Here is a 20,192-nt window from a genome sequence, read left to right as displayed (position 1 = left end):
CAGTTACCAACCGCGTAATTTTCCGGTTGGCAGGAAAAAGCCGATGCCCTGAAAGGGCATCGGCTTTTTTATTGGGTGCGATAGCTCAGCCCCTCACCCCCGTGGCGACTCCGCCCACAAAATCCGCCCGCCGCCGCCGACAATCAGCGCCGATAACACCAGCAGCATCACCCCGCCGGTAAAGGTGGCGGTGATGGAGAGATGGTCCAGCAACAGGCCGCCCAGCGCACCGCCCAGCATAATGGCGAGCTGGATGCAGGCGACCATCAGCCCGCCGCCGCTTTCCGGTTCGTCACGCAGGGCGCGGGCCAGCCAGGTGGACCAGCAGACCGGGATCGCGGCGTTAATGCCGCCCCAGAGGATCATCATCACCGCCACGCCCGGCACGAAATGCCCCATCAGCAGCAGGCCCGCGGTGGCCAGCGCGAGCAGCACCGGCAAGCCGCGCAACAGCCGCAACAGGTGATCCCGCGCCAGCAAGTGCCCGGCGACATACGTCCCGACGAACCCGGCGGCACCCAGCCCCAGCAGCAGCAGGGAGAGCTGTCCCGGTGCGGCACCGGTCTCTGTTTCCAGGAAGGGCCGCAGGTAAGTGAAGGAGGCGAACGCGCCGGCGAAGGTCAGCATAATCGCCAGCATGCCAAAGCCAACATGGCGGCGCTTCAGCAGGCTGAACACCCGCGACACCGGAATGCTGCCGCGCGGCGGCATCGCAGGCAGGCTGGCCCACTGCCACAACAGGTTCACCACCACGATCGGCACCAGCCCCCAAAACACGGCGCGCCAGCCGATCACCGCCCCCAGGTAGGCCCCGGCCGGGGCGGCAAACGCCGTGGCAACCGCATTGCCCATATAGATCATACCCAGCGCTTTCGGCACCAGCGGCTCAGGCACCAGTTGCAACACCGTGGCAGTAGAGAGCGCCCAGAAGCCGCCCACCGCCATCCCCAGGAGGGCACGCGCCGCCATCAGCACCGCAAAGCTGGGTGCCAGCGCAATCAGCACCAGCGAGGCGATCAGCAGCAGGGTCATGGCCATCAGGATGTAGCGGCGGTCAAAACGCCCGGCGAACGGGGCGATCAGCAGGCTGGTCAGCACGGCAAACAACCCGGACACCGAAATCGCCTGCCCGGCCATGCCCTGTGTGGCATGCAAATCCCGGGCAATCGGGGTCAGCAGGCTCACCGGCATAAACTCGGAGGCAATCAGCATGGCAACACAGAGCGTCATCGCCCCGACCGCGCTCCACATCCGGCGCGGGCGCGCCACCTCTGTTGTGACTGACATTGTCATCATTCTCCTGGAATAAAAATCACCGGGTGCAGGCATACGGCGCCGGTCAAGGTGAGGGACATAAGAGAGGTAGTGTAGCCAGCGGTGATTCAGCAGAATATAGCGATAATTCGCTGGCAGTTATGAAGGAAATGAATAAATGTGCCGGGCATTATTGGTAAAACCGCAAAGCATCCAGCAGCAGCCGGAAGGCTTTTGAGGGCTGGCGGCGGCTCGGGTAATAGAGGTAGTACCCGTCCCAATAGGGGCACCAGTCATCCAGCACGCTGACAAGCCGCCCGCGTTCAATATAGGGTTCAGCAATGTCGCGCGGCACATGCGCCAGCCCGAACCCCTCCAGGGCGGCAGACAGGTTCTGGTAGATCCGGCCGAACACCAGCTGGCCTTCCACTTTCACATTGACGCTTTTCCCGTCCTTCTCGAACTCCCAGACATACAGGTTGCCGTGGGTGGGAAAGCGGAGGTTGATGCAGGTATGGTGCAGCAGATCGTTAGGGTGTTCAGGCACCGGATGCTGTGCGAAATAGCCGGGCGCACCGACCACGGCAAACCGGACATCCGGCCCGATTTTGACCGACACCATGCCATTGGTAATCTGCTCGCCCAGCCGGGTGCCGGCATCAAACCGGTTGGAAACAATGTCGGTCAACGCGTAATCATCAATCAGCTCCAGATTGATCTCCGGGTATTCACGCAACAACCCCCGCACTTTCGGCCAAATCACAGTGTTAATGGCGTAATCAGAGGTGGAGATACGGATGGTGCCGGACGGCGTACCGTTCAGATCCCTCAGCGACTGCAAAGTGTCCTGGATGCCGTCAGTGTACGGCCCCAGATCGTTCAGCAGCTGTTCACCGGCATCGGTCAGCGACACGCTGCGGGTGGTGCGGGTCAGTAACCGGATGCCCAGCCGCGTCTCCAGGGTACGCAGGCTGTGGCTTAGGGCCGACTGGGAAACCCCCAGTTGCGCAGCAGCCCGGGTAAAATTCTTCTCACGGGCGAGGGTGACAAAGGCCGTCAGATCATTAAGGTTTTCCCGCGCCAATCGCGTGCTCCTGGGTGATAAGGTGTGGCCTGATGATGATCATCATTAACGTCGTTTATTTGACACCATATTGTTCGTCGGTGACTTTCTCCAGCCACTCCACCACTTTGCCGTCCTGCGCTTCCTGGAGCGCAATGTGGGTCAGGGCGGTGGTGGGCCCGGCACCGTGCCAGTGTTTTTCATGCGGCGGAATAGAGACCACATCCCCCGGGCGGATTTCGCGGGCAGGCTCACCCCAGGTCTGCACATAGCCAAACCCGGCGGTGACAATAAGCCGCTGGCCCAGCGGGTGGGTATGCCAGGCGGTGCGTGCGCCGGGTTCAAAGGTCACGCTGCCGCCGCTGGTGCGGGCCGGTTCTTCGGCGGCAAACAGCGGGTCAACCCGCACGGTGCCGGTAAACCACTCTTCCGGCCCGGCATAGGCGGCCTGGGAACCGGCCTGGTAAATTTTCGTCATGGTGAATCTCCTGTCAACAGAATGCGTGGATGGTTTTGCTGAACCAAAGCATAGGAAAAACACCGGGAAAGCGTAAGTGCCTATGAAAGAATGGTGTTATGAATGGATTTCATAAATCAGCACGGATAACCGTTACCTGTTGCCGGGCCAGGGCCGCCTGCATCTCCGGCTCCAGCCCGGTATCCACCACCAGCGTGCTGGCCAGTGCAAGATCCCCGATGGCAAACGGGGAGGCGGAATTGATTTTTTCCTGCGAGGCCATCACCACGGTTTCGGCGGCCCGCTCAGAAAGCGCCCTTTTGATGCCCGCCTCCTCATAGTTCCCGGTGGTGAACCCGGCCGTTTTATGCACGCCGGTGACCCCCATAAAGAACAGATCCGCATTTATCCGCCGGATGGCCTCAAGCACTGAGGCCCCCATCGTCACCACCGAATGTTTAAACAGTGTCCCACCGATAAGAATCACCTCAACTGACGGGTGGCTCACCAGCCCTACGGCAATGCTTGGGCTGTGGGTCACCACCGTGACGGCAAGATCCGGCGGCAGGAAGGTGATCATCTCTTCCGTGGTGGTGCCGCCATCAACCAGCACCACCTGGCCCGGCTGAATGAGGCGGGCAGCCCGCTGTGCCACGGCACGTTTTGAGTTTATCTGCACGTTTTTTCTTACTTCGAACGGTGCCAGCGCGGCCGACACCGGTAGCGCGCCGCCATGCACCCGCTGCACGAGTCCTTCGGCAGCTAACTCCCTGAGATCGCGCCGGATAGAGTCTTCAGACAGCCCGAATCGCTGGCTGAGTTCAGAGGAGAGCACCTGCTTTTCCTCGGCGAGGATCTGCAAAATCTGTTGTTTTCGTTGACTGGCCAGCATGATTTATCCTTCACGAATTTTCTTGATATTGCACGATTGTGCATGATAGCGTGTTTTTTGTCACCCCAAATGAGGCCTGCACCATGGAAAAAGATTGTCAGCGCGTACGGCATATCCGGGAAACCCTGTTATCCGACAACTGGTACACCCTGAAAACCTATACGTTCGAGTTTTTACGCCGCGACGGCACCTGGCAAGAGCAGAGCCGGGAAGCCTATGACCGCGGAAACGGCGCGGTGATCCTGTTATACAACAAGGCCCGGCGCACCGTGGTGTTAACCCGGCAGTTCCGGTTTCCGCTCTATATCAATGGCCATTGCGGTTTTTTAATCGAGGCCGCGGCCGGGCTGCTGGATAACGCCTCGCCGGAAGCACGGGTCATGGCGGAGGCGGAGGAGGAGACGGGTTTTCAGGTCACGCAGGTCGAGAAAGTGTTCGAAGCCTATATGAGCCCCGGCTCCGTGACGGAAAAGCTCTACTTTTTCATCGGCGAGTACACGGCGCGCCATCGCTGCGGGGAGGGCGGCGGCGTGGCAGAAGAGGGTGAGGACATCGAGGTGCTGGAGTGGCCGTTTGAACGCGCCCTGGCGGCGATCGACACCGGCGACATCATGGATGCCAAAACCATTATGTTGCTTCACTACCTTGCGATTCATGCGAAGCTCTAGGAGACGATAATGAAAAGAATGATGATATTGATTGCCGGCCCGGTCAGAAGCGGCACCGGCGGCTCGCTCGCACGCATCAAAGAAAACCTGGCGAGCCTGGAGCAGGCCGCGCTGGCGGTCTACTACACCGGGCATACGCCGGTGATTGGCGAATGGCTGGCACTGCCGCTGGCACACACGGCCGGGTCAACCCGGATCGGTGATGACATCAGCGAAGCGTTCCTCTACCCGGTGGCGCACCGGTTGATCGGCCATTGTGATGCGATTTTGCGCCTCCCCGGCGCGTCGGCGGGTGCCGATAATGATGTGCGCATCGGGCAATCGCTGGGGTTAACCCTGTTTACCCGGATTGAGGAAATCCCGCGGCTTAGTGAGGCGTAAGCAACAGGGAAGCAGGTTTTTCCTGTATTAATTTACATATCGTTTACAAAGAAGATATAAAGAGGGAACGCAGATAATCTCAACAAGGAAGGTCATTATGGCATTGGCGAATATCAACGAACTGCTGCTGGTTTACACCACCTATTTTATCGCGACCGCCAGCCCCGGCCCCAGCAATATGGCGATTATGGGGACGGCAATGAAGAAAGGGCGGGCGTCGGCGCTGGCGATGGCCTCAGGGGTGGTGGTCAGTTCGATGATGTGGGCCTGTCTGGCCGCCGCCGGGATATTGACCCTGCTCGCTACCTTTGCGGAGCTGTTGTTTGCCCTGAAGATAGTTGGCGGCCTTTACCTGTTATGGCTCGCCTTTAAAGCCGGGAAATCGGCGCTGAAACCTGTCTCCCCCGCACAGGATCCGGCAGCTACCCAGCACCCGGCCGGGTATATGACGATGTTCCGGCAAGGCGTCTTGATGCACATCACCAATCCCAAAGCGATCCTGACATGGGTGGCCATTATGTCGGTTGCCCTGAAACCGGGCGCGGCATCCGCCTCCCTGCCGGCGATCGTCCTTGGCTGTGCGGCGATCTGCATCACGGTGTTCAGCGGCTATGCCGTGCTTTTTTCAACTGCCTTTATGATTAGCCTGTACCGCAAAATTCAGCGTGGGCTGGATGGGGTGCTCGCTGTCTGTTTCACCCTGGCGGGCCTGCAGCTTCTTACTGGCCGCAACTAAGAGCCTCCTTTGATATCACGCTTCCTTAAACACCATTCCGGCATACGGCGACTGGCGGCAGGCAGCCAGTCGCTGGGCCAGGCTGCCGACATGGATTTCCAGTTTATGGCCATCCGGGTCCAGGAAATAAAAGGAGTCCCCTTCACTGCGGTTTTCCTTCCAGATTGCTACGCCCGCAAGGCGTAAACGCTCAGTGAAAGGCGTGAAATCCTGTTGGGCAATCGTAAACGCGTAGTGGGTGTAATCGCTGTTTTCCGGGGCGGCCGGGCAGCGGGCCGCATCCACCGAGAGGCACAGCCAGAGTGGGCCGCAACTCAGGTAAGCGCCGCTCTCCCAGCACGCCTGCACCTCCATGCCCAGCAGCCCCTGGTAAAAATTCAGGCTGGCCGTTATGTCAGAGACGGCCAGCGTAAGGTGGTTCAACCCTTGAAGCATTACTCCTCCTTTGATGCTGCCCCGGTACCCATAATCTGGTTGCGCCCGGCGCGTTTGGCCTGATAGAGCGCGGCATCGGCGGCCCGCTTCAGGGCGTCGGCGCTGTCGCCGGGGCCGGCGGTGCTGACGCCGCCGCTCAGCGTGACGATTTTTTCCGGCAACTGGCTGGCGCTGTGCGGCAGGGCGGCCCGGCGTAAGGCCTCCAGCGCACGTTTGGCCACGTAGGTGGCTTCAACCGGGCCGGTGCCGGGCAGGATCAGCGCAAACTCTTCGCCGCCATAGCGGGTTACCCGGTCGGTGGCGCGGCGCGGCAGGTTGTCCAGCACCTCTGCGACCAGCCTTAAACACTCATCACCGGCCACATGGCCAAAGGCGTCGTTGTAATTTTTGAAGAAATCGATGTCCAGCATCACCAGCGAGACCGGCAAACCGGTCTCCTGCGCGCGGATCAGGCACTGCTCCAGATAGAAATCAAACTGGCGGCGGTTGCCGATCCCGGTCAGGCCGTCCACCAGCGCCAGATCCTGCAAGGTATGGTTGACCCGCGTCAGCTCATCCCGCACCTGCAACAGCTCGCGCTGTTTTCTCAGCGTGGTCTTAAACTGTTTCAACCCCAGCAGCCCCAGCACCATCACCAGCAGCAGCAGCAGGCCGTTCAGGATGATAATCACCGCATTGTTGCTGAACCAGGTGCGCTGTAACGCCGTGTAGTCATAACCGGCCACCGCCACCAGCGGGTAGCGTTCAAGCCGGGCGTAGCCCGTCAAACGCGTTACGCCATCTACCCGGTTTTTCCAGGTACGGGTGCCGGTAAGCGCACTTTTCAGCAGGTGGGTAAACAGCGGGCTGTGTGCGAGGCTGCGGTTAATTACATTGTCAGCGAACGGGCGGATATAAAGAATCGTGCCGTCGGCATGCAGCAAGCCGAGCAGGTCGCCCGGCCCCTGTTCATACCAGCTATAAAAGTGGCGGAAGAAATCGATTTTCACCGTGCCCAGCACCACGCCACGGAACTGCCCCTGCGCATCATTCAGGCGCAGGGAAACCGGGATGATCAGCTCCCCGCTGGAGCGGCTGCGGATGACATGCCCGACGTGGATCAGCTCATCGTTATGCGCACGGTGCCAGATAAAATATTCCCGGTCAGCGTTACTGGCATTTTTCGGCACGTTTTTCGCGGTGGTAGCGAGCCAGCGCCCCTGCGCATCATAGACAAACAGCCCGTCCAGCTGCGGCAGCTTGCTTTTCTGCACCGCCAGCAGCCCGCTCGGGCCGGCAAAATGGGTGGGGGCATTGAATATCGCATCCGCGTTACGCGTCAGCTCCTCCAGGGTCAGCTCTACCTGTAAAAAGGTATCCTGCGCCTGCCGCGAGAGCGACAGGGACTGGTTTTTCGCGTCTTTCTCTGCATCCTGCACGGTGCCGTGCCAGGAGTGCCAGAGCGACCAGGTGCCGGTGAACAGCACGGCGGCGCTGATCATCATCAGGCAGGCGCGCATCATGCGTTCGGGTGACCTGTTACGGAATAGGGCCAACATTGTCTCCGGTAAGATAATCTGTGGTAAATGAGGCGTATCACCCAGCATAACGCGTTCCGGCGAAAACCGTTACGCAGGCATCACCGGCCTGATGCGACATGCACAAAAAAACGGCCACCTGCTGTGGTGGCCGCCTTGCAACGCGAACAGGATAGTCAATAGTACAGCTTTTAACGCAGGCTATGCCGTCAGCCGGAACTGTTCTACCGTCTGGGCGAGCTGTTGCGCCTGGGCTTCCAGCGAACTGGCAGCGGCCGACATCTCCTGCACCAGCGCGGCGTTCTGCTGTGTGGTGCCGTCCATCTCGTTAACCGCAATAGTGACCTGGCTGATGCCCTTGGCCTGTTCGTCTGAGGCGGTGGCGATCTCATTGATGATGCTCTGCATTGAGGTCACGGCCTGGGTCATATCCTGCATGGTTTTGCCGGTATCATGCACCAGTTGCACCCCGCTGCCGACGCGGCGGCCTGACTCTTCAATCAGCGCGGCGATCTCGGTGGCGGCGGTGGCGCTGCGCTGCGCCAGGTTGCGCACTTCAGACGCCACCACGGCGAAGCCGCGCCCCTGCTCACCGGCACGCGCGGCTTCCACCGCGGCGTTCAGCGCCAGGATATTGGTCTGGAATGCGATGCTGTTGATAATCGCCGTGATGTCACCGATCTTTTTGGCGCTGTCATCAATCTGCGCCATGGTCTCCACTACCTGATTGACCAGCGTCTCACCGCGCCCGGCAATGCGGGTAGCGTTCTCCGTCAATACCGTGGCCTGATGCGTGTTCGCGGCGTTATGTTTCACCGTGGCGGTGATCTGCTCCATGCTGGCGGCGGTCTCCTCCAGCGCAGCGGCCTGCTGTTCGGTACGGGAGGCGAGGTCAAGGTTGCCGCTGGCAATCTCGCCCGCGCCCTGGCGCACCGAGTCACTGGCATCTTTCAGCTGGCCGACAATGCCGCGCAACTGCGCCTGCATAGTGTGCAGAGCAAAAAACAGGCTGCTGCGATCGCCGGCACTGACCGGGATCTCGTTATCCAGTTTGCCTTCCGCCACCGCCAGCGCAATGGTGGCCGCCTGCAAGGGTTCGCCGCCGATCGGCCGCAGCACTTTGCGGCTGAAGATAACGCCGAGCAGCGCGCTCACCAGCAGAATGCTCACCACCATCAGGATCACGGCATTGATCAGCTGCCGGTTGGCGGCGGCCATCACCTTGCTGACCGGCACCACCACGCCGAGATACCACGGCTGGTCGCTGTTGCCGATGGTGACGGGTTGCCAGGTCATCATCACCTCTTCGTCCAGCTGCGGGTCATGCAGCTGCACAATGCCGGACGTGAAGTTATCGGTCTGGCCGGGCCAGACTTTACCCGCCAGGGTTTTATCCGGGTGGGAGACCACTTTGCCGCCATGGGAGAGCAGCATCGCGTAGCCGCTGCCTTCCCAGGGCTTAATCTGGTCAACTTTTTTCTGCAACGAGGCTAAAGAGATGTCGGAGGCGATCACCGCCAGGAGTTTGCCGTCACTGACGATCGGTGAAGAGACGGAGGTCAGCAGCGTCGGCACGCCGTTGTAAGCGTAGGTGTAGGGCTCGGTGAGGGTATCTTTGCGGCTCTTTTGCGGCACCAGGTAGTAGTCGCCCTGGCCGGGTGTGGCATAGGAGAGCAGCGGGTGCATGGCGTACTGGCCCGCCTGATTTTTGTCAACGAACCAGGCATAGCGGCCTTTTGGGGCCTGGCCGGGCAGGGCGGCGAATTCTGCATCGCGCCCGTCGAAGGCGTCCTGTTCGAAAATCACCGACATCGAGAGATAACCGGGGTTATCCCGCAGGGCATACTCCGTCAGCTTATCTGCCGCGGCGCGGTCTTTGATGCCGGCGGCAGGCAACGCGATCAGGCTCTGGCCCAGGTTGTGTGCCACATCACGGGCATAGCTCAGCTCCTGCTGGATCTGCAGGGCGCTGGACTGGGTAATTTGCTGCAGGTACTGTTCGGCCAGCAATTTTTGCTCACGGCCTGATTGCCAGCTGAGCACACCAATGGTGACAACAAACCCAAGGGTGATGGTTAATGCGCCCGTCAGCAGCATCTGCGTGCGGGTGCTCATGGGGTGTTTCTGTCGTACTTTTCCGGCCATTATGGCACTCCCGGCGTTGCGCTATCTCATCGGCGACATCCTGTACATAAACGTCCTGCTGGTGAGTTATCGGCCACTTTTTGCTGAAACTTTACCCGCAGGAAAAAAGAATGCGGCGTTGCCGAACGCCCTGCCTGCCTCTTTCCGCCGCCCCCGCACAGCGGATCACTCTGATTTTGTTTACATCTCCCTTTCAGATGGCGTTAATCAGTTACACTGTTAACGGCAAGTTGCCGGTTTGTTTTCATCATTGTTTCTGTCATTTACCATAATGTTACGGAGTAGTGCATGAGTGAAATAACCAGTCTGACCGTTAAAATCCCCAGCGAATTAAAAGAGAAGTTGCGCGCTGAGGCAGAAGAAAAAAGCCTCAGCCTGAGCCAGTTAACCGCCGCCCTGCTGGACGAGGCGCTCAGCAGCACTGCGCCAGGTGCGGCCGATGTCGACAGCACCGGGTTCCAGGACGACGAGGAAGAGACGATTGAAGACAGCACCCAGGCTGACAGCGCGTCTGCGGAGCCGCCGCTTTCTGCCAAAGAACTGCGGGGGCTGAGAAAGTTGCTCAGGAAGAAAAAATGACCGGGCTGAAGACTTCAGGGAATGGCGCATCGGCCGAGGGTGTCAGTGAGGCACTTGAGATGCTGCGTTCCGGGCAACATCGCTATATCAGGCTCGACTGGAATATTGGCAGTGATGAGTTTTTCCGGCTGGCGTCCGCCTGTGCAGATGCCGGGGCGGAAGTTAAGCAGGATACCGGGGCGTTCGTGATCGTGACTGAAGAGGCGTAAGCCGTGGCCCCACGGGCCATGCCGATCTTTTCGGTCGATGGGGCAGGTGCACCCGTGTGGGGGCCTCTGCCCCTTTTCTTTGCAGGGCGGGCCGGTCAGTGCTGGTTTTCGGGCGTCACCAGCCGGAAGTCAACATTGCCCGTGACGTAGGTGTCGGGGGCGTCACCGCTTTCCAGGTAGCGCAACAGAATATCGGTAGCCAGTTGGGCATGCTGGCGCGCATTCTGGTCAATGGTCAGCGACACCACATCCTGTGCCAGCAGGGTGCGGGTCAGGGAGTAGAGCTCATGGGTGATGTAGAGGCAGGTGCCTGCCAGCTGGTGCCGCGCCAGCGCCCGGCTGACTTCGGTGTTGCCCATGCCGGTGTTATACAGCCCGACCACGTTATCGGCCCCGGCCAGATGCCGCTCCAGCAAATCACTGATCAGGGCGCGGTCATCCTGCCCGGCCAGCGCCTCGCGCAGGCGCAGATGCGGGAAGCGTTGCTGCATCACCTGGCGGAACCCCTCAATGCGCTGTCGGTGCGCCCGGTAGTCAAACCGCCCGCTGACCATGATCACCTCCCCCGGCATCGCCCGCATTTTTCCCATCATCAGGCCGGCAGTACGCCCGGCCTGAAGCTGATTAATGCCGACGTGGCATAGCCGGGGAGCGTCCGGCAGGTCAGTGACCAGCGTGATCACCGGCACGCCGCGCGCCTTGCAGTGCGCCAGCGCCTCATGGATCGCCGGGTAATCCTGCGCGAACACCATGATGCCGTCACGCGTGCGGCTGCACGCCTCAAGGTGCCGGGCCAGCGTCTCCGGCTGGGATTCAGGGATAAAGGTACGGTGCAGGGTCAGGCGGCGGTAGCCCAGCCCGTCGGCGATATGGCTGAAATCCGTTGCCAGCTTCCGGAAGAAAAAGGAGCCATTGGCGCTCAGGATCACCTCAACCTGCCACGGGTGGTTATAGGCCTCCGGCAGCACCCGTTTCAGCCCGCTTTCGCGTGCTGCCTGCAACACCTTTCTGGCTGTGGCTGGAGAAACGCCGCCCCGTTCATTGAGTACCCGGTCAACGGTGGCCACACCCACGTCCGCCATTTTGGCGAGCATCTCTAAGGTGAGCTTTTTCATGCGTTTCCCATAAAAAACCGGCCCTGTCACCGGCCGGTTTGTAAAAAAATTTCAGATATTATGCGGATAAAAATGTTAACTGAAAGAAGCTAATTGTTGCTAAACGATTCGCGGTTCGCGCTCCTCATTAAACACGATGCTTAACTGGCGGCGCACCTCATCCATTACCTCTAACGTGGTGAGCGAGGTCGCCAGCGGGCGGATCGGGGATTCGGTCAACCCTTGCCCCACGCACCAGGCGACGTGCTCCGCCTCATGGCGAAGCTGGGCGTAGTGGTGGCCCTCGTCCTGCCAGTGCAGCGTGCTATTTCCCTGATTGGCCGTCAGCGTGAAGTTGCCGGGCGCATAGAAATGCCCCTCCAGCACCAGCCGCGCCCGGCGCCCGGCGATCACTGCCGTGCCCGGCGTGCTGCTGAACAGCGAGGTATTCAGCACCGAATGCAGCCCATTGGCATGGGTAAACAGCATTGAGGCCTGGCCATTAACGCCCCCGGGCGCGGCCTGCCCACGGGCATAAATGGTATCGGGTGCGCCGTTCCCGACCTTGACGCTGAACCCCACCAGATAGCTGCCGAGATCCAGCATCGGCCCGCCTGCCAGATCCGGGTTAAAAATACGGTGATCGGGGGGTGAAAAACTCCCCGTGATCGGCAATCAGGGTATGCAGGTCACCCAGATCGCCCTGTTCCAGCAACTGGCTCAGCACATCATATTTGGGCGTAAAGTCGCACCACATCGCCTCCATGCAGAAGCGCTTTTGCGCCTGCGCCTCTGCCTGCAACGCCCGGCCCTCCTGCGCATTCAGCGCCAGTGGTTTCTCAATCAGCACATGTTTGCCCGCCCGCAAGGCGTGCAGGCCATCGGGGAAGTGGTGGTTGTGCGGCGTGGCGATGTACACCGCGTCTACCTGTTCCAGCGCCAGCAGCGCGGCGAGGTCATTACACACCTGGGGGATCGCCCACTTTTGCGCAAACTGTGCCGCTTTTTCGCGGGTGCGGCCGGCCACCGCCACCACCTGCTGGTGGGTGTGGCGGCACAGCGCCTCGGTAAAGCGTTCCGCAATCCAGCCGGGGCCAATGATGCCCCAGCGCAGGGTGGGCAGCGGGCCGGGGGCAACCGGGCGGGGGCGGGGCAGAGAGGTCGGAAACATAGTCACTCCTTGTGGTGGTCAGGGATCAGAGACATCGTCTTCGCGATGTTTTTTATGCCGCGATACCTGCGGCTTCAGCAGGGCAGACATCACTATAGAAAGGGAGAGCGGGGAACGGATACCGCCCTGTTGATGGAAAACCATCAACGGAAAAGTACCCAGGATCAGCGGAAAATTTTAAGATGCGCGCAATGTTATAGTTTTATTAAAAAAATGATTTAGATGTAAAAACAAACGCTTGTTCCTGCGCACCGCCCTGTTTCCTAAGAAGGAAAACAGCGGGGGTGTCGTGCCAAAACAGTGTGTCCGGCAGCCGAGGCCATGCCCTTGCTTTTCCGGCCACGCTTTTTTAATGATGAAAAAGTAAACCGATTAACCGACGGCGGCCTGAGGCTGTCCGTCATATAAGAGTGCGCCGTGACAGGTGCCGTTAACACGTTGAGCAATTTATTCAGTAGCAGGGAAAAAGTATGAAACGCAGAGAGTTTCTCACCTCGCTGGCCGCTGTCGGGCTGGCCACCACGCTGCCGGGTGCCAATGCGCAGGAGATCAGCGGCGGGCAGCCCTGGGAGACCGGGAAAATCAATACCCCGCCGCCCCCGCCCCGTACCGGCGGGTTGCAATACCTGACCGCCCACGAGTTTGAGACCGTGGGCACGATTGCCGAGCGCTTTATCCCGGCAGATGAGATGAGCCTGAGCGGCAAAGACGCGGGCTGTGCGGTGTTCATCGACCGCCAGCTGGCCGGGGATTACGGCAACGCGGTGGCTCTCTACCGCCTGGGGCGTTTTGTCAAAGGCACGCCGGAGCAGGGCAACCAGTCTCCGCTGACCCCCGCCCAACGCTACCGCCAGGGGCTGGCCGCGCTGGATGCCGCCACGCAGAAACAGTTCGGCAAGCCCTTTATCCAGCTGAGCGGCGACCAGCAGGACCGGGTGTTGCAGGCGATGGAAGCGGACAGCCTGGACATGGGCGCAGAAGTGGAAACCAAGGTCTTTTTTGAACTGCTGCTGCAAAACGTCCGCGAGGGTTTTTTGGCTGACCCGATCTACGGCGGCAACAAAGACATGACCAGCTGGAAGATGATTGGCTTCCCCGGTGCGCGGTATGACTTCCGCGATCTGCTCGGCAAGAAAGGGCAGAAGCTGACCATCATCCCGACCAGCCTGATCGATAACACCCTGTGAGTGGGCCCTCTTTTACGTTGCTGTGTATTAACGAGTTATAACAATGAAAAATGTCCGTCCAAATGCTGATGTCGTGATTGTCGGCCTGGGGTGGTGCGGCTCCCTGATCGCTGAGGAGCTGACCCGCGCCGGGTTGAATGTGGTAGCCATTGAGCGCGGTCCCTGGTTTGAAACCGCCACCGATTTCCCGCCCTCCATTGACACCGATGAGCTGCGCTGGGACACGCGCCGCAGCATGTTGCTGCCGCCCGCCGTGGAGACCACCACCTTCCGCAACACCATCCGGCAGAAAGCGCTGCCGTCCCGTGACTGGAACCTGAACGAGCTGGGCTACAACGTCGGCGGTTCCGGCACCCACTGGGCCGGGATGGCGTGGCGCTTCACGCCGTTTGACTTCGAACCCTACAGCCAGACGGTGGCGCGCTACGGCAAAAAACAGATCGCCGACGGGCTGATCCTCCAGGACTGGGGGGTGACCTATGCGGAGCTGGAGCCGTTCTACGACCGGTTTGAGAAGATCGCCGGCGTCTCCGGCAAGGCCGGTAAACTCAACGGCAAAACCATTGAAGACGGCAACCCGTTTGAGGGCGATCGCAGCAGTGAATACCCCCTGCCGCCGCTGGAAGGGATGCGCCTCACCGATCTCTTCCGCGATGCCGCCAAATCGCTGGGCCAGCACCCGTTTATGGTGCCCGCCGGGCAGGCGTCCCGCGCTTATGTCAACCCGCTTGGCGTGCGCATGGGGCCGTGTACCTATTGCGGCTACTGCCTCTATTACGGCTGCGGCAACTTCTCCAAGTCCAGCCCGAACGCCTGCGTGATCCCGGCGCTGATGCAGCGTGGGAATTTCACGGTGCTGACCGACTCCGCCGTGGTGCGGGTCAACAAAGCGGAGGACGGCAAAACCGCCACCGGCGTCACCTACATCGACCGTAACAAGCAGGAGTGGGAACAACCGGCGGGGATCGTGATCCTCTCGGCATTCCAGATGCAGAACGTGCGTTTGCTGCTGCTGTCGAAAATCGGCCGCCCGTACGATCCGGTCACCAAAAAAGGGGTGGTGGGCCGCGCCTACAGCTTCCAGACTGTCTCCGGGGCCAGCCTGTTCTTTGAGGATGAGAACCTTAACCAGTTCATCGGCGCGGGTGCGCTCTCCCAGCAGGTGGATGATTTCAACGGCGACAACTTCGATCACACCGGCATGGGCTTCATCGGCGGGGCCGGTATTCTGGTGGTGGCACGCGGCGCACGGCCTATCGGCAACGCCGATGCCCTGCCGCCCGGCTCACCGCGCTGGGGCAAAGGCTGGAAAGCGGCCTACACCCACGCCTTCCAGAACGCGACCTTTATCTTCGGGCAGGGCACCAGCTACTCCCACGAAGATTACTACCTGGATCTCGACCCGGAATACGTGGACGACAACGGCAATGCGCTGCTGCGTGTGACCTTCGACTACAACGAGAATGACCGCCGCTCGGCAAAATTCATTGAAGAGAAGAGTGTTGAACTCGGCAAGGCGATGGGCGCGAAAATCGTGATCGGTACCAACTCCGCCTCAGGTCACTACTCCCCTTACAACTTTGCCAGTGACCACACCATCGGCGGCGCGGTAATGGGCACCGACCCGGAAACCAGCGTGCTGAACCGCTACCAGCAGAGCTGGGATATGCACAACCTGTTTGTGCTGGGCGCCTCCTCCTTCCCGAATAATGCCGGCTATAACCCGACCGGCACCATCGGTGCGCTGAGCCTGTGGACGGCGAAAGCGATTATTGAACAGTACCTTAAAAACCCCGGCCCGCTGGTGAAGGTGTCCTGATGAAAAAATTCAAATTAGCCGGCGGCATCGTGGCGGCGGTGGCTGTTGCCGCGGGCGTGATGCTCTGGATGAACGGCTCCACGGCGGCCGATGACGTGGCCGGCAATCACACGCGCATGGATGCGCCGCTCAATGCCTCAGATGCCGCCGCCATCGCGCGCGGCCACTACGTGGCACTGGCGGGGGACTGCGTTGCCTGCCATACCGCGCCGGAAAGCAAACAGGCGTACTCGGGCGGGTACGCCATCAGTACGCCGTTCGGCGGGATTTTTGCCAGCAACATCACCCCGGATGCGGAAACCGGCATCGGCAGCTGGACGGAGCGTGACTTCTTCCGCGCCGTGCGCCACGGCAAAGGCAAAGAGGGGGAGAACCTCTACCCGGCGATGCCGTACAACGCCTACGTGAAAGTCAGCGATCAGGACATGCATGACCTGTGGATGTACATGCGGTCAGTGAAGCCGGTACACAACGCGGTGCCGGAGACCAACCTGCCGTTCCCGTACAACATCCGCCTGGCGATGATGGGCTGGAACCTGCTGTTCTTTAAGAACGCCCCGTTCAAACCCGATCTGACCCAGACTGCTGAATGGAACCGCGGTGCGTACCTGGTCGAGGGGCTGGAACACTGCGCCGCCTGCCACACGGCGAAAAACCTGATTGGCGGTGACACCAGCGACTATTTGCAGGGGAGTAACCTCAGTGAATGGTATGCGCCGGAGATCACCAGCAACAAGGTGACCGGCATCGGCAACTGGACGCCGGAACAGGTGGTGCAGTACCTGAAGCTGGGCAGTAACCATGTGGCGGTGGCGTCGGGGCCGATGGCGGAGGCGGTGACCAACTCCACCCAGTACCTGACCGACGCTGATCTCCATGCGATTGCCGTCTACCTGAAATCGCAGCCGGGATCGGAACGCCGCAAACCGCTGCCGTTGCCGGCCGATAACCCGCAGATGAAGATGGGCGCCAACCTGTATGAGGTGAACTGTACCGCCTGCCATAGCAGTGACGGCACCGGCATCCCGCATCTGGCGGCCAGCCTGGCCGATAACCCGGCGATCGTCGGGCCGGACGCCTCGTCGCTGATCACCACGGTGTTGCAGGGCGGGCGCGGTGCCGTGACCCACGGTAACCCCACCAGCGGGGCGATGCCGGGCTTTGCCTGGAAATTCACCGATGAGCAGGTGGCGGCGGTGACGACCTACATCCGTAACGCCTGGGGCAATGCGGCTTCCCCGGTGGAAGCCAAAGAGGTCGCGGGCAAACGCGGGGTGCTGAAACTGCCGCCGCAGATGCCTGCGCAGAGCGGTAACCCCCGGTAACCCCCGGCCCGGCCACGCCCTGTGGCCGGGCAATTATGCTTCCCGCGACAACTGATAGACCCAGTCATCATACGTATGCCCGTTCAAGGTGTAGTTCGCCTTCAGTACGGCCACCCGTTGGAACCCGTTTTTCTCCAGTACCCTGGCCGAAGCCCCGTTTTCCGCCACGATCACCGCTTTCAGGGTGCGGATGCCCGTCTGCCGGAACGCAAACTCACACAGCGCCTGCAATGCCTCACCGGCAATGCCGCGCCCCTGTGCCGCCACCGCGACCGTATACCCTACTTCCGCAACGGCCGGCCCCTCATCGCCATGGCGTAACCCGATATTGCCCAGCGGCGTGTCGCTGCCGTGCGCCCGGATAATGAAGTCCAGCGGTTGCGGCGCGCCGGGTACCCAGGGCTGCAAACGCTGGTCAAACAGCACGCGGATTGCCGCTTCCGGGGCAACTTCCGCCATATAGCGCATGATCTCGTCGTCCTGCCGCAGCTGCAGGAAAAAGGGCCAGTCATGTTCAGCCAGGGGGGTCAGGGTAAAACGGGGGGTAAATAATGTTTCCATCGGCGCGGTTCCATCGTGAAGGGGGTTCCCACCCTAACTGGTTTGGCCGCCCGGCTCAATCTTCCCTTCCTCGTAAAGTGGCCCACTGAAATCCTTGGAAAGTGGCTCTGACCCAAAACCTGTTACCACGCCAGAATAACAGGGACGCACAGGGCGTCTTTTCATTCACAGCATGGGGACAGGTATGACGGGTAACACGGCAGGCGTGGCGCAGGGGTGGGTGTATGGTTTCATCGGTATGCTGATCTTCAGCGGCTCGCTTCCGGCGACCCGGCTGGCGGTGCTGGCGTTTGACCCGCTTTTCCTGACGGCCGCCCGGGCGGTGATTGCCGCGCTGCTGGCCGGCCCGGCGCTGCTGCTGTTACGGCAACGCGCGCCACGGCGGGCGCAGTGGCTGCCGCTGGCCACCGTCGCCGCCGGGGTGGTGGTGGGGTTCCCGCTGCTCACGGCGCTGGCGCTGCAACACACCACGTCGGCCCATTCGCTGGTTTATATCGGCCTGCTGCCGCTGGCAACCGCCCTGTTCGGCGTGCTGCGCGGGGGTGAGCGGCCGCGCCCGGCGTTCTGGCTCTTCTCCGGGCTGGGGGCGGCGCTGGTGATGGGGTTTGCGCTGCGCCATGGCGGCGGTGGGCTGTCGTCAGGTGACCTGCTGATGGTGGCGGCGATTGTGCTGTGCGGCCTGGGCTACGCCGAAGGGGCGGTGTTGTCGCGCACGCTCGGCGGCTGGCAGGTGATCTCCTGGGCGCTGGTGTTCGCGTTGCCGTTGGCCCTGCTGCTGATGCTGGCTACCGCGCCCGCCCACTGGCCGGCGGCCGGGGGCGCGGCCTGGGCGGCGCTGGGTTATGTGTCGCTGTTCAGCATGTGGGTAGGCTTTATTTTCTGGTATCGCGGGCTGGCGCAGGGCGGTATTGCCGCGGTCGGCCAGTTGCAATTGCTGCAACCCTTCTTCGGGCTGGCGCTGGCCGCGTGGGTACTGCATGAAGCGGTCGAACCGGCGATGATCGCGGTGATGGCCGGGGTGATGCTCTGCGTGCTCACCGCCAAACGCTGCTCAGGCTGACGCGCTGTTACGCGTCTTAATCAATATGCGGTTCAGCGTGCGGGCAGCGGCCTCTACCTGTTCACGCGGGTAGCCGCCCAGCCCGAGCAGCAGGCCGCTGCGGCCGTGGCCATTGGCATACATCGGCGAGATGGCGCGTACTGCCACCCCGGCCGCCAGCGCCAGCGGTAACACCACGCGGTCATCACTCTCCCGCAGCCACAGCACCCGGTGCATCCCCTGATCGCAGGGCTGGAGCCAGGCCAGCGCCGGGTCAATCTGTTCAGCCACGGCGCGGTTCAGGTCATGGTGTTTCTCCGCATACAGGGTGCGCAGGCGGCGGATATGGCGCGCCAGATGCCCCTCTGCCATAAACGCCGCCAGGAGCGTCTGGTCTGCCCCCGGCGGGTGCCGGTCCATCAGCAGCCGCGCGCCGCAAAACGCCTCCACCAGCGCCTCCGGCACCACGGCATAACCGAGGCGCAGTGACGGGAACAGAATTTTGCTGAAGGTGCCGAGGTAAACCACCTGGGCCGGGGCCAGCCCCTGCAACGCGGGGAACGGGTGGCCGGTGTAGCGGAATTCGCTGTCATAATCATCTTCCACGATCCACGCCTGTTGCGCCCTGGCCCAGCCAACCAGGGCATTGCGGCGCGACATGCTCATCGGCATGCCGAGCGGATACTGGTGGGACGGCGTCACAAACGCCGCCCGCGCGTGCGGGGCGAGCGCCTCTCCGGCCTGCACATCCAGCCCTTCGGCGTCCACCGGCACCCGGATCATCCGGCGGTCCCGGCAGGTGCTCTCAAACAGGGCGGTAATACCGGGGTAGCCCGGGTCCTCCACCCAGGCTGCCTCACCGGCATCCAGCAGTACCTGAGCGGACAGCGCCAGCCCTTGCTGGATACCGGCGGTGATGATCACCTGTTCCGGCGTGCACTGAACCGACCGGGCGGTGCGTACGTACTCCGCCACCGCCTGGCGCAACGGCCACGCACCGTGCGGGGCGGCGTAACCGGCGGGCGCACCTGCGCCCCGTGCACGCAGGCGGTTGCCCAGTGTGCGCCAGACATCATCCGGCGCGGCGGCCCCCACCGGCTCAGAGACGGCAAAGGGTGCGGCGGGGAGGGTGACGATGCAGCCGGCGGCCCGGGCAAAGGCCTGCGCCTGCGCGGACAGGGGCGGTGCGCACAGGGGCGGAGCACTGGTGGGCGGCGTCACGTCCTGAAATGGGGTCACCCAGGTGCCTGACCCGCGGCGCGAGACCAGAAACCCCTCCGCGACCAGTTGTTCATACGCCTCGGTGACGGTGCCGCGCGCCAGCTGCAACGCCCGCGCCAGCCTGCGCGTGGAGGGCAGCGCCTCGCCGGGTTGCAGGCTGCCATTGCGGATGGCCTGCCGCAGGGCCTGCGTCAACTGGCGGCTGAGTTGCCCGGCCTGCCGGTCCAGCGCACCCAGCGCAGGCACATCATTCTGTTTTGCTTTTCTGGTCACCCGCTGCACCTTTCGTCCGTTCTCTGGTCAGGCATCGTACCCGATCCGCCCGTGGTTACCGAGGGTTAACCCGCTGATAATGTGCTTATTGCGCTTTTTCATCCTGTTTTGCATCGCGCTTTCTATGGCGCTTTCCATCGCACTTTCCATGGCACAACGAAACAAT

The 20,192-nt window shown here is 61.5% G+C and carries 19 protein-coding genes and 1 pseudogene; 9 read left to right on the top strand and 11 right to left on the bottom strand.

Features of this window, described 5'->3' with window-relative positions; genetic code table 11:
• Positions 1-93: 93 nt before the first annotated feature.
• From CYR55_RS20760 to CYR55_RS20745, 4 genes are all read right to left on the bottom strand, one after another.
• Positions 94-1,287: an MFS transporter gene (locus CYR55_RS20760; protein WP_206604057.1), complete on the bottom strand. Its 1,194-nt coding sequence runs from the start codon at positions 1,285-1,287 to the stop codon at positions 94-96.
• A 157-nt stretch (positions 1,288-1,444) separates the two neighbouring features.
• Entirely contained in the window at positions 1,445-2,338 is an 894-nt protein-coding gene (locus CYR55_RS20755; protein WP_101818248.1) for a LysR family transcriptional regulator, read from the bottom strand.
• Between the two features lie 55 nt (positions 2,339-2,393).
• Positions 2,394-2,795, bottom strand: a complete 402-nt coding sequence (locus tag CYR55_RS20750; RefSeq protein WP_101818247.1) for a (R)-mandelonitrile lyase — start codon at positions 2,793-2,795, stop codon at positions 2,394-2,396.
• A 109-nt stretch (positions 2,796-2,904) separates the two neighbouring features.
• Complete coding sequence (locus tag CYR55_RS20745; RefSeq protein WP_101818246.1) at positions 2,905-3,666, bottom strand: DeoR/GlpR family DNA-binding transcription regulator; 762 nt, start codon at positions 3,664-3,666, stop codon at positions 2,905-2,907.
• An 83-nt stretch (positions 3,667-3,749) separates the two neighbouring features.
• On the opposite strand from CYR55_RS20745, the gene CYR55_RS20740 reads away from it, so the two are divergent.
• The 3 genes from CYR55_RS20740 (at position 3,750) to CYR55_RS20730 (ending at position 5,451) form a co-directional block, all read left to right on the top strand.
• Complete coding sequence (locus CYR55_RS20740) at positions 3,750-4,334, top strand: NUDIX hydrolase (protein ID WP_101818245.1); 585 nt, start codon at positions 3,750-3,752, stop codon at positions 4,332-4,334.
• Between the two features lie 9 nt (positions 4,335-4,343).
• The gene (locus CYR55_RS20735; protein ID WP_101818244.1) at positions 4,344-4,715 is read left to right on the top strand and encodes an NUDIX hydrolase; all 372 of its coding nucleotides are present in this window, start codon (positions 4,344-4,346) and stop codon (positions 4,713-4,715) included.
• A 103-nt stretch (positions 4,716-4,818) separates the two neighbouring features.
• The gene (locus CYR55_RS20730; RefSeq protein WP_420912745.1) at positions 4,819-5,451 is read left to right on the top strand and encodes a LysE family translocator; all 633 of its coding nucleotides are present in this window, start codon (positions 4,819-4,821) and stop codon (positions 5,449-5,451) included.
• Positions 5,452-5,466: 15 nt separating this feature from the next.
• Here the strand turns inward: CYR55_RS20730 and fos are convergent, their stop codons facing one another.
• The 3 genes from fos to CYR55_RS20715 form a co-directional block, all read right to left on the bottom strand.
• Positions 5,467-5,886, bottom strand: coding sequence for a fosfomycin resistance glutathione transferase (fos, locus tag CYR55_RS20725; protein WP_101818242.1), 420 nt, complete (start codon positions 5,884-5,886; stop codon positions 5,467-5,469).
• Positions 5,886-7,388 carry a GGDEF domain-containing protein gene (locus tag CYR55_RS20720; RefSeq protein WP_241522200.1) on the bottom strand — a complete coding sequence of 501 codons (1,503 nt, stop codon included), beginning with the start codon at positions 7,386-7,388 and terminating at the stop codon, positions 5,886-5,888. Before CYR55_RS20720 ends, fos begins: the two co-directional genes overlap by 1 nt.
• A gap of 216 nt (positions 7,389-7,604) precedes the next feature.
• Complete coding sequence (locus CYR55_RS20715) at positions 7,605-9,518, bottom strand: methyl-accepting chemotaxis protein (RefSeq protein ID WP_420912744.1); 1,914 nt, start codon at positions 9,516-9,518, stop codon at positions 7,605-7,607.
• 318 nt (positions 9,519-9,836) lie between these two features.
• On the opposite strand from CYR55_RS20715, the gene CYR55_RS20710 reads away from it, so the two are divergent.
• A complete protein-coding gene (locus CYR55_RS20710; RefSeq protein ID WP_101818240.1) occupies positions 9,837-10,127 on the top strand; it encodes a hypothetical protein in 291 nt (96 codons plus the stop codon).
• Positions 10,124-10,336 carry a hypothetical protein gene (locus CYR55_RS20705; protein WP_101818239.1) on the top strand — a complete coding sequence of 71 codons (213 nt, stop codon included), beginning with the start codon at positions 10,124-10,126 and terminating at the stop codon, positions 10,334-10,336. The genes CYR55_RS20710 and CYR55_RS20705 overlap by 4 nt, the downstream gene beginning before the upstream one ends.
• Before the next feature lie 95 nt (positions 10,337-10,431).
• Here CYR55_RS20705 and CYR55_RS20700 read toward each other — a convergent pair whose 3' ends face one another.
• Positions 10,432-11,451, bottom strand: a complete 1,020-nt coding sequence (locus tag CYR55_RS20700; protein ID WP_101818238.1) for a LacI family DNA-binding transcriptional regulator — start codon at positions 11,449-11,451, stop codon at positions 10,432-10,434.
• A gap of 99 nt (positions 11,452-11,550) precedes the next feature.
• Positions 11,551-12,601 (bottom strand): annotated as a pseudogene (locus tag CYR55_RS24045) (Gfo/Idh/MocA family protein).
• A gap of 470 nt (positions 12,602-13,071) precedes the next feature.
• Here CYR55_RS24045 and CYR55_RS20690 point away from each other — a divergent pair.
• Genes CYR55_RS20690 through CYR55_RS20680 form a run of 3 tightly spaced genes read left to right on the top strand, consistent with a single transcriptional unit; the run spans position 13,072 to position 16,932 of the window.
• Positions 13,072-13,788: a gluconate 2-dehydrogenase subunit 3 family protein gene (locus CYR55_RS20690; RefSeq protein WP_101818237.1), complete on the top strand. Its 717-nt coding sequence runs from the start codon at positions 13,072-13,074 to the stop codon at positions 13,786-13,788.
• 43 nt (positions 13,789-13,831) lie between these two features.
• Positions 13,832-15,607, top strand: a complete 1,776-nt coding sequence (locus CYR55_RS20685) for a GMC family oxidoreductase (RefSeq protein WP_101818236.1) — start codon at positions 13,832-13,834, stop codon at positions 15,605-15,607.
• A complete protein-coding gene (locus CYR55_RS20680) occupies positions 15,607-16,932 on the top strand; it encodes a c-type cytochrome (protein ID WP_101818235.1) in 1,326 nt (441 codons plus the stop codon). The genes CYR55_RS20685 and CYR55_RS20680 overlap by 1 nt, the downstream gene beginning before the upstream one ends.
• 33 nt (positions 16,933-16,965) lie before the next feature.
• On the opposite strand, the gene CYR55_RS20675 is transcribed toward CYR55_RS20680, so the two are convergent.
• On the bottom strand, positions 16,966-17,493 hold the full coding sequence (locus CYR55_RS20675; RefSeq protein ID WP_101818234.1) for a GNAT family N-acetyltransferase: 528 nt from the start codon (positions 17,491-17,493) through the stop codon (positions 16,966-16,968).
• Positions 17,494-17,677: 184 nt separating this feature from the next.
• Between CYR55_RS20675 and CYR55_RS20670 the strand changes: the two genes are divergently transcribed.
• Positions 17,678-18,553 (top strand): DMT family transporter, encoded by an 876-nt coding sequence (locus CYR55_RS20670; protein ID WP_241522199.1) that lies wholly within the window; start codon positions 17,678-17,680, stop codon positions 18,551-18,553.
• Here CYR55_RS20670 and pdxR read toward each other — a convergent pair.
• Positions 18,545-20,026, bottom strand: a complete 1,482-nt coding sequence (gene pdxR / locus CYR55_RS20665; protein ID WP_101818232.1) for a MocR-like pyridoxine biosynthesis transcription factor PdxR — start codon at positions 20,024-20,026, stop codon at positions 18,545-18,547. The two genes, CYR55_RS20670 and pdxR, sit on opposite strands and share 9 nt — an antisense overlap.
• Positions 20,027-20,192 lie beyond the last annotated feature (166 nt).

Origin of the sequence: Chimaeribacter californicus, from assembly GCF_002858675.1 — a bacterium.
Classification (GTDB): Bacteria; Pseudomonadota; Gammaproteobacteria; order Enterobacterales; family Enterobacteriaceae; genus Chimaeribacter; species Chimaeribacter californicus.
Note: the sequence above shows the minus strand (reverse complement) of the source record. Positions and strands in the feature narration are given on the sequence as shown.